The 17,828-nt window shown below is 41.5% G+C and carries 16 protein-coding genes; 5 read left to right on the forward strand and 11 right to left on the reverse strand.

The window, feature by feature from the left end:
* Positions 1–69 precede the first annotated feature (69 nt).
* From FD12_RS05495 to FD12_RS05520, 6 genes are all read right to left on the reverse strand, one after another.
* Positions 70–1,041 (reverse strand): ABC transporter ATP-binding protein, encoded by a 972-nt coding sequence (locus tag FD12_RS05495; protein WP_054747784.1) that lies wholly within the window; start codon positions 1,039–1,041, stop codon positions 70–72.
* Positions 1,038–2,135, reverse strand: coding sequence for an ABC transporter ATP-binding protein (locus FD12_RS05500; protein ID WP_056982071.1), 1,098 nt, complete (start codon positions 2,133–2,135; stop codon positions 1,038–1,040). The genes FD12_RS05495 and FD12_RS05500 overlap by 4 nt, the downstream gene beginning before the upstream one ends.
* A gap of 10 nt (positions 2,136–2,145) precedes the next feature.
* A complete protein-coding gene (locus FD12_RS05505; protein WP_056982073.1) occupies positions 2,146–3,174 on the reverse strand; it encodes an ABC transporter permease in 1,029 nt (342 codons plus the stop codon).
* Positions 3,175–3,188: 14 nt separating this feature from the next.
* Positions 3,189–4,118, reverse strand: a complete 930-nt coding sequence (gene opp3b, locus FD12_RS05510) for an oligopeptide ABC transporter permease (protein ID WP_056982075.1) — start codon at positions 4,116–4,118, stop codon at positions 3,189–3,191.
* A 126-nt stretch (positions 4,119–4,244) separates the two neighbouring features.
* Complete coding sequence (locus FD12_RS05515; RefSeq protein WP_054747786.1) at positions 4,245–5,867, reverse strand: peptide ABC transporter substrate-binding protein; 1,623 nt, start codon at positions 5,865–5,867, stop codon at positions 4,245–4,247.
* A 918-nt stretch (positions 5,868–6,785) separates the two neighbouring features.
* Positions 6,786–8,411 carry a peptide ABC transporter substrate-binding protein gene (locus FD12_RS05520; RefSeq protein ID WP_056982077.1) on the reverse strand — a complete coding sequence of 542 codons (1,626 nt, stop codon included), beginning with the start codon at positions 8,409–8,411 and terminating at the stop codon, positions 6,786–6,788.
* Between the two features lie 477 nt (positions 8,412–8,888).
* On the opposite strand from FD12_RS05520, the gene hflX reads away from it, so the two are divergent.
* From hflX to FD12_RS05540, 3 genes are all read left to right on the forward strand, one after another.
* On the forward strand, positions 8,889–10,166 hold the full coding sequence (gene hflX, locus FD12_RS05530; protein WP_054749019.1) for a GTPase HflX: 1,278 nt from the start codon (positions 8,889–8,891) through the stop codon (positions 10,164–10,166).
* Positions 10,167–10,244: 78 nt separating this feature from the next.
* Positions 10,245–11,606, forward strand: coding sequence for an APC family permease (locus FD12_RS05535; protein WP_056982079.1), 1,362 nt, complete (start codon positions 10,245–10,247; stop codon positions 11,604–11,606).
* A 204-nt stretch (positions 11,607–11,810) separates the two neighbouring features.
* Entirely contained in the window at positions 11,811–12,212 is a 402-nt protein-coding gene (locus FD12_RS05540; RefSeq protein ID WP_054749020.1) for a hypothetical protein, read from the forward strand.
* A 227-nt stretch (positions 12,213–12,439) separates the two neighbouring features.
* On the opposite strand, the gene FD12_RS05545 is transcribed toward FD12_RS05540, so the two are convergent.
* Positions 12,440–13,138 carry a YoaK family protein gene (locus FD12_RS05545; RefSeq protein WP_054749021.1) on the reverse strand — a complete coding sequence of 233 codons (699 nt, stop codon included), beginning with the start codon at positions 13,136–13,138 and terminating at the stop codon, positions 12,440–12,442.
* 332 nt (positions 13,139–13,470) lie between these two features.
* Between FD12_RS05545 and FD12_RS05550 the strand changes: the two genes are divergently transcribed.
* Positions 13,471–14,310, forward strand: coding sequence for a hypothetical protein (locus FD12_RS05550; protein WP_056982081.1), 840 nt, complete (start codon positions 13,471–13,473; stop codon positions 14,308–14,310).
* 275 nt (positions 14,311–14,585) lie between these two features.
* Here the strand turns inward: FD12_RS05550 and FD12_RS05555 are convergent, their stop codons facing one another.
* On the reverse strand, positions 14,586–14,960 hold the full coding sequence (locus tag FD12_RS05555) for a hypothetical protein (protein ID WP_054749022.1): 375 nt from the start codon (positions 14,958–14,960) through the stop codon (positions 14,586–14,588).
* Positions 14,961–15,171: 211 nt separating this feature from the next.
* Between FD12_RS05555 and FD12_RS05560 the strand changes: the two genes are divergently transcribed.
* Positions 15,172–15,984, forward strand: coding sequence for a hypothetical protein (locus FD12_RS05560; protein ID WP_056982086.1), 813 nt, complete (start codon positions 15,172–15,174; stop codon positions 15,982–15,984).
* Positions 15,985–16,047: 63 nt separating this feature from the next.
* Here the strand turns inward: FD12_RS05560 and FD12_RS05565 are convergent, their stop codons facing one another.
* From FD12_RS05565 to FD12_RS05575, 3 genes are all read right to left on the reverse strand, one after another.
* Entirely contained in the window at positions 16,048–16,461 is a 414-nt protein-coding gene (locus FD12_RS05565) for a type II toxin-antitoxin system HicB family antitoxin (protein WP_225427316.1), read from the reverse strand.
* Positions 16,462–16,475: 14 nt separating this feature from the next.
* Entirely contained in the window at positions 16,476–16,676 is a 201-nt protein-coding gene (locus tag FD12_RS05570; RefSeq protein WP_054749023.1) for a type II toxin-antitoxin system HicA family toxin, read from the reverse strand.
* A gap of 409 nt (positions 16,677–17,085) precedes the next feature.
* Positions 17,086–17,667 carry a hypothetical protein gene (locus FD12_RS05575; protein WP_156404069.1) on the reverse strand — a complete coding sequence of 194 codons (582 nt, stop codon included), beginning with the start codon at positions 17,665–17,667 and terminating at the stop codon, positions 17,086–17,088.
* Positions 17,668–17,828: the final 161 nt, after the last annotated feature.

The following is a 17,828-nucleotide window of genomic DNA, read 5'->3' on the forward strand; positions in this document are numbered from 1 at the left end:
GGCACACAAATAGCGCAATCATTCAAATCCAGAATGACTGCGCTATTTTGATTCCCTACTCAGGTTAAATTAATTCTCTATTTTCTTCGTTCGGCTCTTCTCTTGCAACCGTTTCTGATACATTGGCAATTCGTCTTCGCTGGCTCTAATCCAGTGATGGGGCGCAATTTCAACCAATTTACGTGGCTTACCGTCAAATTCCTTACTTGCATCGTATGGAATCTGGACTCTTGCCCGCTCGTACTCTGGATCAGGAACTGGCACAGCTGACAACAAACTTGCCGTGTAATCGTGCAGTGGGTGTGCGTAGATCTCGTCGGAGCTGGCGATTTCAAGCATCCGGCCATAATGCATCACACCAATTCGATCACTGATGTACTTCACCATTGAAAGGTCATGGGCAATAAACAAATAGGTCAAATTTCGATCCCGTTGCAGCTTCTTCAACAAGTTAACCACTTGGGCCTGAATCGACACATCCAAAGCGGAAATCGGTTCATCAGCAATGATAAATTGTGGCTGAACCGCAAGCGCTCTGGCAATTCCGATCCGTTGTCGCTGACCACCAGAAAATTCGTGGGGATAACGACTGGAGTGATCCTTGTTCAAACCAACGGTCTCCAATAACTCTTCGACTTGGTTAGTCCGATCGGCATCATCCTTAGCTAAATGGTTGATGTCGATGCCTTCAGCCACGATATCCTTAACCTTCATCCGCGGATTCAATGACGCGTATGGATCTTGGAAAATCATCTGCATTTCCCGGCGGAAGTGTTGTTTTTGCTGCTTAGTCTTTAGCTTAGAAACATCTTGACCATCAAAAATGATCTTACCAGACGTCGGCTCATACAAGTGAATGATCGCCCGGCCAACCGTGGTTTTACCAGAACCGGATTCACCAACCAGGCCAAACGTCTCACCCCGATAAACATCAAACGAAATGTCGTCAACGGCGCGAACTTCATTGGGCTTTCCCATGTTGAAATATTGTTTCAAATGTTCAACTTGTAATACTTTGTTTTCTTCGGAATAGTCAATCACAGCTGCTCCTCCTGTTCTTCGACATGTTTGTCTTTATGCTCATCAATTGCTTTATGAGTCAATTTAGCATAATGCTTCTGTCGTTCAATAATTTGTTCAGGAGGCGTCATCTTTGGCGCTCTTGGATCTAATAACCAAGTAGCGGCATAATGGGTGTCTGACACCTTGAAGAATGGTGGTTCCTGCTTGGTATCAATCTCCAATGCGTACTTGTTTCGGGCAGCAAAAGCGTCACCCTTGGGTGGATCCAGTAAATCTGGTGGCGTTCCTGGAATTGAAGGTAATTCAGTCCCAGTTGTGTCCATCGTCGGCATTGAATTCAATAAGCCCCAAGTGTAAGGGTGCTTTGGATTGTAGAAAATTTCATCCACAGTACCATATTCGACAATTTTGCCGGCATACATAACAGCCACCCGATCGGCCATCCCAGCAACAACTCCCAAATCATGGGTAATGAAAATAATTGAGGTATTGGTTTTAGCCTGCAATTCTTTCATTAAATCCAAAATCTGAGCCTGAATGGTTACATCCAGCGCAGTGGTTGGTTCATCGGCGATCAATATTTCAGGATAGTTAACCAAGGCAATCGCGATCACGATCCGTTGGCGCATCCCACCTGAAAATTGGTGAGGATAGTTGTTAATCCGCTGTTCGGCATTTTCAATTCCAACCAGCTTCATCATTTCCAAAGCTTGGGCATAAGCTTTTTCGCGTTTCATACCCTTGTGGATGATCAACGGTTCAGCAATTTGCTTACCAATCTTCATGGTTGGGTCCAAAGAAGTCATTGGATCCTGAAAAATTTCAGCAATGTCGTTACCACGAATGGCATCCATTTCTTTTCTGTTTTTCTTTAATAAATCTTGATTCTTGAACATAATCGTTCCACTATCAATCACCGCATTAGGAGAATTCAATCCCATAATGCTTCGCGTGGTAACGGTCTTACCAGAACCAGATTCCCCAACGATCGCTAAGGTTTCACCCTTACGAAGGTCGAAGCTAACGTCTCGAATCGCTTTAACAGTACCCGCATAGGTATTGAAGTTGATCTTGAGATTTCTGACCTCTAACACATTGTTTTCGTTTTCCATCTCAAAGCACCTACTCTCTACCCTTGGGGTCAAATGAATCACGTAATCCATCACCCAAGATATTAAATGCAATCATTAAGACTGACAGCACGATTGCTGGATACCACATTTGATATGGTAAGAATTGGAAGTTCTTCTGCCCATCATTAATCAAAGTACCAAGTGATGCCTGTGGCGCACTGATACCAATTCCGATATATGACAGGAAGGCCTCGAAGAAGATCGCTGTTGGAATCGTGAACATCAAGTTAATGATGATGACACTACTCAAGTTGGGCAGCAAATGCTTGAAGGAAATCTTCCAGGAACTTTCCCCAAGCGCTCGGGCCGCTAGTATGAATTCTTGGTTCTTAAGCTCCAGCGTTTGCGCTCGAACCAGTCGGGCCATGTTAATCCAACTGGTAATCGCAATTGAATAGATGATTGCAGACATTCCGGGCTTCAATACCAAAATCAAGAGAACCATGACAACCAAGTTAGGAATTGACAACATGATTTCAATGATTCGTTGCATGATGGTATCAACTCGACCGCCCATCCAGCCTGAAACGATTCCGTAAACAACACCGAATGCCAAGTCAAAGAAACTGGCAATCAACGCAATTTCAAGGGAAATCCGAGTTCCGTAAAGGATCCGTGAGAACAAGTCACGGCCAAGGTAGTCGGTTCCTAAGATATAGTAGGCGTTGCCGGCATGTGCCTGAACATAAGCATTTACCCGGGTACCTGATTGTTCAATTGTTCCATTAAACCCATTAATATCAATGCCCGGAATCTTGGGTGGCAAGTTCGCCAAGTTTGGATTGGTTGCATTGGGATTGTGAGTTTCAAAGAAGCCTGACCCAAAAGCCAAGATGAACAATATAATCAAAATGACTAAACAAATCATCGCTGCTCTATTTTTACGTAACCGTCGCCACGAATCTTGTAAGAAGGTTAACGATGGCGCTGAAATTTTTTCGCTGTCTAATTTACCACGGTCAGCAGCCGAAACTGGTTTGAAGTCGCCGGCTGAGATTGGTTTTGCATTATCTGCCATTATTATTCTCCCTCCTAGTTATTGTTACCACTAAGTCTGATTCGTGGATCAATTAATCCATATAAAATATCAGTGATCAACAGCACAACACAAAGCATTGCACAGTAGACAATCGTCAATCCCATGATGGTTGGGTAATCGTTAGTCAGAACTGACTTAACAAATTGTTCACCAATTCCTGGAACTGAGAAGATATTTTCAACAACCATTGAACCAGTCATGATGTTAACAGTCAATGGACCAATAATCGTAATAATTGGGATCAAACTATTCCGGAGAGCATGGTGATAAATGATACCAACCTTGCCAAGCCCCTTAGCCTTAGCGAGTTCAATGTAATCTGAACTCAACACATCGACCATTTCCGTCCGCATGAATCGGGCGGTCTCGGCTAATGGCGACGCAGCCAGTGCTAACGTTGGCAACACCGTGTACATGAAGCCGCCCCAGTCAGCAATTGGGAACCATCTCAGCTTTAAGCCAAGATAGTACTGTAACAATACCGCCAAAACAAATGATGGGATTGAAACGAACAGGATTGAGACAATTGTTGCAGTGGTATCGATCCAGGTGTTGGCTTTCACAGCACCCAGTGAACCGACAACCAATCCAACCAATACCCCTAAGACCATTCCTTGACCACCAATAATTAATGATGGCCCCATCCGACTACCAATCAGGTAGGAAACGGCTTGGTTACTGAACTGAAATGAAATCCCGAAGTTACCGTGAACCACACCAGCTAAGTAAACCAAGTACTGCTGCCATACGGGCTTATCCAAGCCGTACTGCTTATAAATCTGGTGAATCTGACCCGGCGTCAGCTTGGCTTGGTTAGTCAAGGGCGTCCCTGGCATGAACTTCATCAGAAAAAAGGTGATTGTACTGACGATAAACAAGGTTAAAACAATATAAAATATACGTTTTCCCAAGTACTTTACCATATGAGTTCCTCACATTCTAATTAGGTTGTTACTGTTTTCTCATAAAGTCCATAATAATGTAAAAGAGACTGGAATTCAATAACCAGCCTCAAATACTTTGAACTGTAAAATTAAATTGAAACGTTATTACTTGATGTAAGCGTTCTGCCAACCATATTGTGGAGAAGTTGGGTAGAATTGAACACCCTTAACTTTAGACTTCTGCAATGTTGACAATGCTTGTTGATACAATGGAACAACCCCTTGGTCATTCATCAAGATCTTTTCAGCTTGAACCATATCGTTCCAACGAGCAGCTTCATTGTTGGCATCCTGGTTTTCTGACTTCTTGATCAAAGCATCATATTGAGCGTTCTTCCATTTACCATTGTTATATGAGTTAGTTGATGTGAAGAGGTCCAAGAAGTTACTTGGGTCTGGGTAATCAGCAATCCATGCGGAGATAACCATATCGAATTGACCATTTTGTGAACGTGACAAACGAGTCTTGAATGGCAAGTTCTGGTTTGTAACCTTGAAGCCAGGCAACTTGGTTAATTGACTCTGGATGAACTCGGTACTCTTCTTAGCACCATCGGTATCATCTGAGAGTAAGTTAAGAGATACTGACTTCTTACCAGTTTCTTGCAATCCCTTTGCCCAGTACTTCTTAGCTTGAGCTAAGTTGTATGAAACACCGCTCTTAACGTAAGCTTGATCAGCAAAGTCCTTACCATTACGTTCTGACATTGCGTCTGGAACATAACCCTTAGGAGCTTGTGAACCATCAGCTAAGACTTTGTTAACAAATTGGCTTCGGTCAATTGCGTATGAAATTGCTTTACGGATATTCTTGTTCTTGAAGATTGGATCCTTCTTCTCGTTCAATTCAAGATAGAAGGTTGAAGCTTCCTTGTTAACCTTGTAATCTTTATCATTCTTATACTGCTTTACTTGAGTACCATTTAAAGTTGTGTAATCAAACTTGCCGCTTTGGTAACCATTCAATGAAGTTGATGGATCCTTAACAGCTTGGAAGTTAATGGTTTGCATCTTAACAGCTTTGGCATCCCAATACTTGCTGTTCTTAACCAGTTTCCAGGTATCGTTCGTACCATTCCAACCCTTCAACAGGAATGGACCATTGTATACATTACGTTTAGCGTTAGTAGCATACTTGGAACCATACTTGTTAACAACTTTAGAATTTTGTGGGAAGAATTCTGGTTGAGCGACCATAAATTTGAAGTAACTTTGTGGCTTGTTCAAAGAAACAACCAGCTTGTAGTTACCTTCGGCCTTGACTCCCATCTTAGAAAGAGCCATCTTGCCGGCATTAATCTTTGCGGCATTCTTAATGTTGGCAAATATGTACGCATATTGTGAAGCCGTCTTTGGTTTAACCGTACGTTGCCAGGCAAAAACAAAATCTTTTGCAGTAACAGGATCACCATTACTCCAATTAGACTTACGCAAATTAAATGTCCACGTCTTACCATCTTTAGAAACAGTGTAACTCTTAGCAACACCTGGTTTAACCTTGTTGCCTGGAGCCATTTGTAACAATCCTTGGTTCGTAGCGTTGGCCGTTTGAGCAGAATACAAATCGGTCATCGTCGATGTATCCATCGTCGCAATGTTAGACGGTGTCGTCCAAGTTAAAGTTTGTTTCTTGGAACCTGATTGTGATGATTTACTACCACACCCAGCGAGAACAACTGCAGATAATAAAGCGACCCCGCCAAGTTTTGCTAATGAATTTAATTTCATTTCGCAATACTTCCTTCCTCAAAATAATTACTAACCTTTGTGATGCCCTTATTCTAAATTAAAATTTGATTAAAAGCAATGAGCAGATTAACTTTTTTTGGATTTTAATCGTCAAAAGGTCAAATAATCATTATCGTTTGATTGCTTAATTGCCGTATTCACGGGAATTAACTTACTTTTGTTCATTAGCAATTTAATTACAAAAATTGGCTATAAAATTTACATATTTGATCATAAATGAATTTAATATGAAACCAAACTCTATTTGTACGGAATTGGTTCACATATTGAACTAAGATAATAAGAGGTTGGCGTGGATTTGGCAAGTGTATAAATGGATGTATAAAAGGTTTTCGACTTGTCGAAGTAGGTCGAAAAACCTTAGGACAGAAGAATTGGCGTTTCTTGGTAGTAAAAAAGCAGCGCACTTTTTTTGAGGTGTACTGCTTTTTGTTTGATTGTGGTTTTTAGTTTTTTGGAGTCGATTTCTCTGGCTACATAGATTAGAACCACTCCGCCAAGCAATAACCTGCACATAAGGACCTGCAACAGAAATATTCAAAATTCGGGGATTTCTCTGATATATAGATTAGGACTGCTCCACTAAGCAGAAGCTTGCACATAAGCACTTGATCTGAAAATCCAGAATCGGGATTTTCAGATCAAGACACTTATGCTTCGGTTTTACATCCATCAGGACTGCTCCACTAGGCAGGAGCTTGCACATAAGGACCCCCAACAGAAATCCCCAAAGTTCAGGGATTTCTGTTGGGGGCCACTTATGCTCCGATGTTACATAGATTAGGACCGCTCCGCCAAGCAATAACCTGCACATAAGCACTTGATCTGCAAATCCAGAATCGGGATTTTCAGATCAAGACACTTATGCTTCGGTTATTCCCGCTTGGCTCCGCTCACTTATTTTCCCACACTTATCTTGCTCCAATCCCACTGTGGTGCCGTTGGGAAGAATTGGACGCCATGGATTTTTGGCTTCATCAGCGTTGAAATAGCTGGTTGATACAATGGCACGATTCCTTGGTCATTCATCAGAATCTTTTCTGCCTGAACCATATCATTCCAACGGGCATTTTCATTGGCTGCATCTGCGCCTTCCGACTTCTTAACCAATGCATCGTACTTCGCGTTGCCCCATTTACCATTGTTGTATGAGTTCTTGGAGGTCAAGATATCCAAGAAGTTGCTTGGGTCTGGGTAATCTGCGTTCCATGCCGTGATAACCAGATCAAATTGGCCGCTTGCAGACCGTGACAATCTGGTCTTGTAAGGCACATTTTGATTGGTAATCTTAACACCTGGTAATTTGGTTAATTCACTTTGAACAAACTCAGTTGTCCGTTTGGCAACATCGGTATCATCTGATAATAATGTCAGGTTAACTGATTTCTTGCCAGTTTCCTTCAAGCCTTTAGCCCAATACTTCTTTGCTTCAGGCAAGTTATACTCAACGGCACTCTTAACATAAGATTGATCAGCAAAGTCTTTGCCGTTATGTTCGGACATGTCGTCAGCAACAAATCCCTTTGGTGCCTGTGAGCCATCTGCCAACACCTTGTTAGCTAATTGATTCTTGTCGATTGCCAGCGAGAAGGCCTTCCGCAAGTTCTTGTTCTTGAACATTGGGTACTTCTTCTCGTTCATTTCAAGGTAGTAAATTGAAGCTTGCTTATAAAGATGATAGTTCTTATCCTTCTTGTACTGTTTAACTTGGGTTCCACTCAAGGTCGTGAAATCAAGCTTGCCGCTTTGATAACCATTCAATGCGGTGGCAGGATCCTTAACCGCCTGCATGTTCAACGTGTTCAACTTAATCTTCTTGGCATCCCAATACTTCGGATTCTTAACCAGCTTCCAAGTGTCGTTGGTTCCGTTCCAGCCCTTCAACACAAATGGGCCGTTGTAGCCAAGCTTCTTCGCGTCGGTTCCGTATGAAGAGCCATACTTCTTGACCATCGAAATTTCTTCAGGGAAGTAGTAGCTTTGAGAAACCATGTATTTAAAGTAGCTTTGTGGTTTGATCAAGCTGACAACCAGTTTGTAATCACCATCAGCTTTAACACCTAGCTTTGATGGCGACATCTTGCCGGCAATAATCTTGTTGGCATTTTCCAAATTAGCAAAGATATATGAATATTGTGATGCGGTCTTTGGATTCACTGTCCGTTGCCATGAATAAACAAAATCTTTAGCAGTGACTGGCTTGCCGTCATTCCATTTTGAATGACGCAAGTTAAAGGTCCACGTCTTGCCATCTTTTGATACCGTGTAATTCTTTGCGACACCAGGAACAACTGTGTTATTCTTAGCCATTCGCAAAAGTCCTTCATTAGTTCCGTTCAAATTTTGACTGGAAATCAAATCGGTCATCTTGGAAGCATCCATTGTGTTGATATTGGCTGCGACCATCCAATTAGCCGTTTGTTTCTTAGTGCCAGATTGAGAGGAGCTGTTGCCACACCCTGCTAAAACAACTGCAGCGAGTAAGCCAACTCCGCCAACCTTAATCAATGAACTTAATTTCATGTTCTGATTCGTCCCTTCAATATGTACTATAGTTTGTAACCCGTCAATAAATTGATTTTAGATTAAAATTTAATTAAAATCAATAGCTACTTTTAATATTTTATTCATTTATTTCACGATTATTCATCACAAACATGCATCATCACTCGAATACCCGGATTGATTTCTAATTAAATTCTTTTTTTCTGTCCATCACTTGGACTTGAGTTGACGTCACCCAGATCAGCAGATTGGACGCTTTTGTTTATTATTTTTTTACACTTGTGTGTTATACTTGAACACGTGATTATTAGGACGGGTTCTCTCCGTAGAAGCTTGGATCCGCTCACTTTTCTTAGGACAGCTGCGTAAAGCAGAAACTTCCATATAAGCACCTCCAACAAAAATCCCCCAAAACCGGGGATTTCTGCTGGAGGAAACTTATATTCCAGTTTCTAATCGCTTTACTCCGCTCACTTTTCTTTAGGAGGCACTTTAATGGATTTAACTGATACACCTACTCCCGTTGTAACCATTGGGCTCAACCGCAATTCCAACAGTTTCGATTATTCCATGACCGAGCTGAATAACTTGGTTGAAGCTAACAAAATGACGGTCGCTGAAACCTTGGTTCAGAAGCTCGATCGGCCAGACCCCGCAACCTACTTTGGCAAGGGTAAAATTGAAGAACTCAAACAAGTTGTGATTGACGACGGCGTGGACACCATCGTGGTCAACGATGAATTGTCCCCCAGCCAAATTCGGAACATCGAAAAGGCCACCAACGCCCGGATCATCGACCGGACCGGCCTCATCCTCGAAATTTTTGCCAACCGGGCGCAATCCCGAGAAGCCAAACTTCAAGTGGAACTGGCTAAATTAAAATACCAATTGCCCCGTTTGCACACCAGCGCCAGTCAACGACTTGACCAGCAAACTGGGACAGCCAGCGGTGCCGGTGGCGCAACTAACCGTGGTGCCGGTGAATCACAATACGAATTAAACCGACGGACCCTTGAGAAACGCATTACGCACGTGAACCAAGAACTCAAGGAAGCCTCAAAAGCCGATCAAACCAAGCGAAAGCAACGTGATCGCAGTGACATCCCAACCGTCGCCTTGGTTGGTTACACCAACGCCGGTAAATCAACCGTTATGAACGGCTTGATCAAATTACTCGGCGAGGACGAAGACAAACAGGTGTTAGTGAAGAACATGTTATTCGCCACGTTGGACACTTCAATCCGACGATTAACCTTGCCTGATCAAAAGACCTTCCTATTAAGTGACACCGTCGGGTTTGTCAGCCAGCTGCCCCATCAATTGGTTCAAGCATTCAAATCAACGTTGTCTGAAGCAGCTAACGCGGATTTGTTAATTCAAGTGGTCGACAATTCTGACCCCCACCGGGAACTGATGATGAAGACGACCGAAGATACTTTGAATGAAATTGGCGTGTCTGGTATCCCCATGATCGTTGCGTTAAATAAAGCCGACAAGATGGACGTCAATTACCCTGCCCGCGAAGGCGATAACCTCGTCATGTCAGCGATCGACGATGCTTCACTTCAGGAACTGGTCACCATGATCAAGGAAAAGGTCTTCAAGAATTACGAGACCGTGGAATTGTTGATCCCGTTTGATAAGGGAGACGTTGTTTCCTATTTAAATGATAACAGCAATATTTTGAACACAGATTACAAGAGTGACGGCACGATGATCACCGCCGAATTGAACGAAACGGAAATAAAGCGGTTTGAGAAGTATCGCGTGTGACGACCAGTAAATTTTGCTGGCCGAGCCCCCGCGTTACTCACCACCCTATTTTGAAAGAGAAGAAGGAGAACTGGAAACATGAAACAACAAAAAGAAGTGTCGCTTGACCGAGATCTCGGCCTCTGGTCGGCACTAGCGTTAGTTATTGGAACGATAATCGGTGCCGGCGTTTTCGTCCGTCAGTCAGCTGTCCTCGATGATGCCGGCTCGACCACAATGGCCCTACTTGCCTGGTTTGCCGGGGGCCTGTTAACGATCACCGCTGGGTTGACGATTGCTGAAATTGCGTCGCAAATGCCCGAAACCGGTGGCCTCTATGTTTATATGGAACGAATTTATGGTAAAATGTGGGGCTTTTTATCCGGTTGGATGCAAATTATTTTTTATGGGCCAGCTATGATCGCCTCACTAGGCGCTTATCTCGCTATTTTATTATCAGATTTTTTTGGCTTCCCAAGTAAATATAACGTCTATCTCGCGATTGGAACCATCGTTGCAGTCGGTATTCTAAATTTATTTTCAAACCGATATGGGGCAACTTTTGCTATTGTAACGACCGTCTGCAAGTTGGTTCCTGTTGCTGCTTTGATCATCTTTGGCCTCTTTTTTGGTAATCAAAGTGCCTTTGGCCAAAGCTTAGTGACTGTTCATCAGACTGCCGGCAACTTTGGTGTTGCAATCTTGGCTACCCTGTTCGCGTTTGACGGCTGGATTCTGATCGCCAATCTGGGAGGCGAAATTAAGAACCCTCGCAAGTTATTGCCTCAAGCGATTATGTTTGGAATTTTAGCCGTCATGGTCATCTACCTGTTGGTCTCCTATGGGGTCTATCGCTCCGTGCCCGCCGAACAGATTCACAAATTGGGTACCAGCGCAATTCCATACATTGCCAATAAAGCCTTCGGTGACATTGGTGGCAAAATCCTCAGTATTGGGATTATCATTTCGATTGTTGGCTGTATGAACGGTAAAATTATGACCTTCCCTCGGATTATGTACGCAATGGCTAAACGGGGCCAGCTGCCATTTTCAAAGACACTCTCATACTTGCATCCAAAGTCACATACGCCAATCTTCTCAACGATCGCTGAATTGATCATCGTGACCATCATGATTATCTTCTCAAACGCCGATCGGTTGTCCGAATTGTGTATCTTCACCGTCTACTGTTTCTACGTCATGGCCTTTGTGGGCGTGTTCCTGTTGAGAAAACGGAACCCGAACCAAAAGCGGGTCTTCTCAACGCCGCTCTACCCCATCACTCCAATCTTAGCCATCGGCGGTTCGCTATTCGTGATCGTCAGTGAAATCATGTCGGACCTACCCGGTGTGTTGACATCGTTCATTTTGGTCGGCATCGGTATCCCAATCTTCTATTATGAATCCAAGAAGAATCGCGGTTTGATTGCGGATGATTCTGAAGTAAAGGATCAGGATTAGTTGGCTGGCGCGAATTTAGGAAATGTTCAATTGATATAAAATATAAGAGTTCCCATGACAGGTTGTGTGTCGTGGGAACTCTTTTTGGTAAAAAGCAGGTAAATAATGTGACTGTATTTTTTACAAAAAAACACTTGAAACATGCCAAATATCAGCGTTAAACATAAACTAATTTTGAAGCTAATTTCTTGGAGGTCGTTAAGAATGAGAAAAAACGGTGTTATTTTACTAATTCCTTTACTGGTCTTATTTCTATCCGGTTGTTCGAAAAGCGCTCATTCTGTAGACAAGGTAATTGTCTATGATTCTCACCACAACCACGTCACGACCATCAAAAATCAACAAAGTCTTAAATCATTCTCAGATCTCCTCGGTAAGGCTGGTGCAAAGACTTCCAACACGCATGGAAAAATAACAAGGGATGCCAAAGTCAGCTACTACTATGTTATGAAACAGGCAAAGCCCAAGGTAACATTACACATGTATACTTACTCTAATTCTCACTATAGCAGATTAAAAGGTCTGCCCGTTTTGGGAACCGTAGATTACAAATTATCAAATAGCGAATACAACACGCTTAATAAGCCTCAAAATCTTAATCGTTAAAAGGTACCCAGCAAAAAAGAAATCTCTGTTAATGTATGAACTAACATCCATTCGCAGAGATTCTTTTGATTTTATGATGGAATTGTGATTAGATTGACGATCATCTATTTCCCCGATACAAGACAGAATAATGCTCTCCATTTTGTTGAAGAATGTCGTTCAAATCTGCTCATACAAATTACTTTGTTTTATCGCATTTATTCAAACTCCACGAAGAAATGGCGCCCCTACCAAGTGAATCGCCTCTCCTTTTGCTTAATTAACCAAGCATGCACGACGATCGCGATGGCCAGCATTGCCGCACAAACCCAAATGGCCATAATTGCCATCACTCGGATAAGCAAGGCACAGACAACCGCACCGGCAATAAAGGCAAAGAACGCCTTGGTATAAAGGATTGAGAGCCGCAGACTTTTCACATTATGATATAAAAAGGCCGTGACTTCAGAAAGAGTGGCGTGTTTCAAATTAGCAGTTGCCATGACGTTGGCGTACCCGTGCCCAGCAACGACGTCATAGAGTGAATTTTGCAGCGCCATGCAGATTGCCAGTGGCGGTAACAGATAATAGTTAGAAATAGTTGGCGGTAGAAATCCCAGCACGATTAACATAATCAGTTCGGGCAAGAGTGCCGTTAATCGCCAATAGTGCGTATGATCCATGAATTTTGTCCAAACAGCGGCAATAATCGTTCCGAACCAGAATGCAAGAATTGTAACCAGCTTCAAGAAGCCCTGGTGCCAGTTGCCGTTAGCCACGTTGGCAGCCAGAAAGATAATGTTTCCAGTTTGCGCCGAGGCGAACATGGCACCACGGGTGATAAACGTATAGGTATCAACGAATCCGCCGACAAATGACAGCATCCAGGCAAGGATTGGCGTTTGATTCATTTGCGGCTGTTCAGGCTTTAAAGGTTGGCGAAGCATTTGATTACCTCCAGGAAATGATGGCTTAGAAAAACATCTCCAGTATATTCGTAAAGACGGCAATCGTTAAACTGGTTTAATTGGAAGGTTGATGGAAAGGCTTCTTGGCAACTTATGAGGTACCGGCTGAATAAAACCACTTTCCTGACCAACATCATACGGGATTAGGCCTGTTAATTAGTACCTATCCAAGTTTTTCTCACGAGTTAAATGAAAAACTAAAAGGCTGGATTTTGATCCTATCGCTATTTTTTACCTGATCCACAGAGGTGAATAACTTTGCAAACAACTCACGATTATTAGATAATATGGTTATTGAAGGGAGATTTGAAATGAATAAGAAGATAATCAACGTACCAAAGCGAATAAAAGTTTTGATATTATTAATGCCAAGCCTGATCATTGGATTTGCTACAACAATGATTAGCACTAGTGCTAACTCAGGGTATACAGTTGTCAAAAGAATGACTGGTAATAATGCCGACGTAGCATATCACTTAGCTAATAATTCTAAGAATGCTTATCTTTGGAACGGGACACATACGAAAGCTAAAGCTAACTTACGTAATTATAAAAATTACAGTTGGCGATATTATGGCAAAAGCGTGATCTTGTCCCACAATTCAAAAAAATCAGTTTATTACTATATTCAAGGAATTACCCCGAATGGTAATGAAGGCAGTAAAATACGAGGGATCGTTTGGCATGGTTATCTAACCCCTGGTGTTAATCCAAACTACAAACAACTCAATAATATCAATTATCGTTATTTCAATACCGACTCTGAATATCTGAGTTACGTTAAAAAATCACCATCCCAAAAACTGACCCGAAAAGTTTTGAAGTTGTTCCCTAATACTCAGTTATCCATAAAACTTACCAAAGCTGCTAACGGGGCCAGTCCCTGGGCTTGGAGTAGCCCGACAGTTGATGGATACAAAAATATTCTCGAATTTCCAACGGTCCAAAGGTATTTTAATAAACGATTTTACAAGCCAGATATCTCCGATAACACTAGATTTAAGTTAATCAAAGATGGTTTAGATAAAAGTTACAGTCAAACAAAACGGAATGCATTGAGCCAATATCAAATTGGCATTTATTATTACAATAACCCTCATCGTCTGATCGATGATGAAGCTCCTGGATTTACCATCGCAATTCCAGAATGAATCGTGAACCAGTTGTATAGCATCAGCCCTTCTGTCCATAGCTGAAAAATCAGGCTCCGTCAAAATTCGTGCGAACTTTGACGGAGCCTGATTCACTTTAAGGGCTTGTCTCGTTAGTTTGGTTAAGGCCAAATTAGACGGGACAATTACGATAGATAAATATTTATTTTGACTTTGGGGTATACCCTAATTACTCCCACCAATCTTGAAAGATTCCCGTTATATAACACATGTTAATTAGGATGTCCCAACCACTTTTCATCCCTTTTGCAATCTTAATATTTATACAGCCAACCATGCCCGTTCGTTATTCTGTTATTTACTCGCCGCCAAGTGGCATTTTCCCAATGATTATCATGCGGAATATAATAATGCAGCTTGTATTTATAGTGACCAACAATTTTATATTTAACGTGCCAAGCAGGGATTCCAAACTTTCCTGAAAATTCCTCTTTTGAATAAAATGCAATCGTTTTCTGATTGAATATTATTCTACTGGAGTGTTCATTTGGGTCACGCCATTTTCCTCTCAGCGCCTTTGGAGTTCCTTTGTGCCAACTTGCAGCGCTTGCCTGGTTGGAACCGCTGACCGCAAACAATAACCCTAAAGATAGAGCGATCGTTCCTAGTAATGCCTTCCATCTTTTCATATACATATCCCTCCACATTCGTTTGCTAACCCTCAATCAAATTAATAATTTGATTATACTGCTATTACATCGATATGAAATAGAAATTTGAAGAAAATAGTTTTAAATCCTAAAAGCCCTCGTCAACGTGGCGAGAGCTTCTTCTTAATTTTGTAACGCAATTCTTATTCACATAGTATAATAAAAATAAATAATACGAGGAAGTGTTCTTATGAAATGGGGCAGAATCGTTATATTAGTGTTTACAGCATCCTTATTTTTTACAATTACCAACTATCTCAATGCGCAGGCCAGCAGTGATTACCAAGTCGTGAAAACAAAATATTATACTAGCAGTACGCCATTCCACGCAAAAAATCCGAAGCAAAATATCTATCTTTGGAATGCTAAACACACCAAACGACTGCACAATCTCAAAAACTACCCTAACTCTTTTTGGACACGTGCCAAGACGGTTACTTTACGGAAGAACAATAAATCTGCTATTTATTACTACGTAGCAGGAATGACTCCCCATGGGACCCCTAATCTTTATGGATATGTTTGGCGAGGTTATTTAAAGCCAGGATACAATCCCAATTACAAGGTTTGGAATGGCCTTGATATTAACTATTTTCTAAGTAACAAGGACTATCAGCGTTACATTGATCAGTCACCTTCGCAAAACTTAAGCAGGAAGGTTTTGCATTTATTTCCTAATGCTCGACTTTCATTAAAATTATCAAAATTAACGGCTTATGGATCAACATTAACTGATTTTCAGAAACAATTTTCGGATGTGCTTATGGTAAAAAACGCTAACTACGCCTTTTATAATCCCCGCGGAAAGGTCACTTCTGCCAATCAAAAACTAGCGGCAATTAAAGCAGCCTTTGATGCGCAGGGATATAACCAGCAAAAGCGATCAGCCTTGAATGGCTATCAAATTGGCATCTATTATGAAAGTAATCGGCAAACAGGTGGCGTCCTTTCATATGACGACGGTTATTATGCTGGCGTAACGGTCGCTAAACCACTAAATTAACACATGAAAAAGCAACCCTCTTTTTAGAAAAAAAGATGAGTTGCCTTTTTTTATTATTTGGTTTTACGCCTTAATCTTATCTTCCAACGCTTTGGTTAACGTCTCACTGAAATTAATTCCTTGCTTATCAGCTTCGTCAGCGAGTGCAACTGGAATCGTGACGTTTTTATGGATGGTACGTTTCCGCATTTGCTTTAGTTTTTCCTTCATATTAACGCCCACCAAACTCACAACCAAGTCTGGATTTTCAGCTTGGACTTTTTTTATATCTGACGGTTTGGGGTAGATAGGATAATCTGGTAATGCCACTGCAATTGCGTCGGGTGCCTGTTCCATTGCATCGGTTAAGGTTTTTCCTTGGGAAACCGTGTCGGGAATGTCTGGAAAAGTGACGGTATAAAAACCATCATTGTTAGTATTATCAAAGATTGCTGGATAAACAACATAGTCTGGATTCTTCATCTTTAGTGTGAGCATATCACAAACGGGGCTTATTTAAGCCCTGTTTGTTTAAGTATAGAGTTGTAAGTTCCTGGCGCTATCACTGCTTTCTTACTTGCAAAAGGAACAGTTACACGGTGTCCGGAATTATCTACAAACCGATGATGATCGCCAGATTGACGACTGGTCAACTCGTGAAAACCGTTGTCCTTTAACAGCTTTAACACCTCAGAAACTTTTACTTGTGACACGCTCGTGCCCTCCTCTCTATAAAAGCAATAATACACCTATGTGTATTATATATCAATGCATACAGGTGTATTACTTAAAAAAGATTTTATCTAGTATTAAGAACCCATCTACGCCTGCATCTATTTGGCTGCAAGCCATTCAACCCGTTATCGTCAATCGGCGCAACCTTCCAAAATTCTTATAAGCAGCCACACTATGATAAGCAATCAGGGACCTGGTATCAAATGAAGGTTCATTACTATGTTTATCGAGATAAGGCAAATGATGATGCTACTTAACCCGATTTGTCAGAATTAGCGTAATCGAATTAAGGTGAGAACAACTAACATTAAGCTAATTAGAAATATTAGGTTGATTTACTGTAATAAAAAATAAAAAAGACCCGAAAGCCTCTTTAGAAGAAAGATACTAATCAATTGCAGATGTTTCACCAGCTTTAATACTAATAACGACAATCTTTTGCTTCCAATTAACTTGTTCAGTACCAGCACCAGAATCTGGATTAGCCCAGAAAAATCTTGGCATATGACTAGCTACTTGTAAATCAATTGCATCATAAGGTTTAAAACCTTTAATATCTGGAGTATAGTAAGTCTGAATTTTTTTATAGTCACTTACATAGTATAATACCCAGTTCTTACCATGTGATGGATTGGTAAAACCGTCAGCAATCTTATGAATTCCGGGAATAACTTCCATATTATAAGAGCGATAATTAGTTTGTCCAATCATGCGATGCCCATTAGCTAGTGTTGAGTAATACGTATATTGATAATTTCCTGGATCACTTACTCGATAAACTTTTTGTCCTTTACCAGGAATGAGATAACCACGAGAATCGTGTAATGATCCTGATGACTTAGAACCACCAGCCTTTAACCAGTTAATCATCTTGGGAGCAACCTTATTAGCTCTTGCAGGAGTGATATTTCCAGTATTGCCAATATACAAACCGCGCATTACTGGCGCTAACTTAGGACTAGTTGGCAATGGTACACCAGCAGGTAGTTTACGAGGAATACCTGTCTTATATCGCTTTAAGCTGGCATTAGTCTTAGCAGAAACATTTTCATTTAAATTACTATTATTTGAAACATGTCAAGGGCAGTTTAAAAATGTAGGTTTTCGGCAGAAAGAAATGTAGGTTTTCG

The organism is Lentilactobacillus rapi DSM 19907 = JCM 15042 (assembly GCF_001436255.1).
In the GTDB taxonomy this organism is placed as follows: Bacteria; Bacillota; Bacilli; order Lactobacillales; family Lactobacillaceae; genus Lentilactobacillus; species Lentilactobacillus rapi.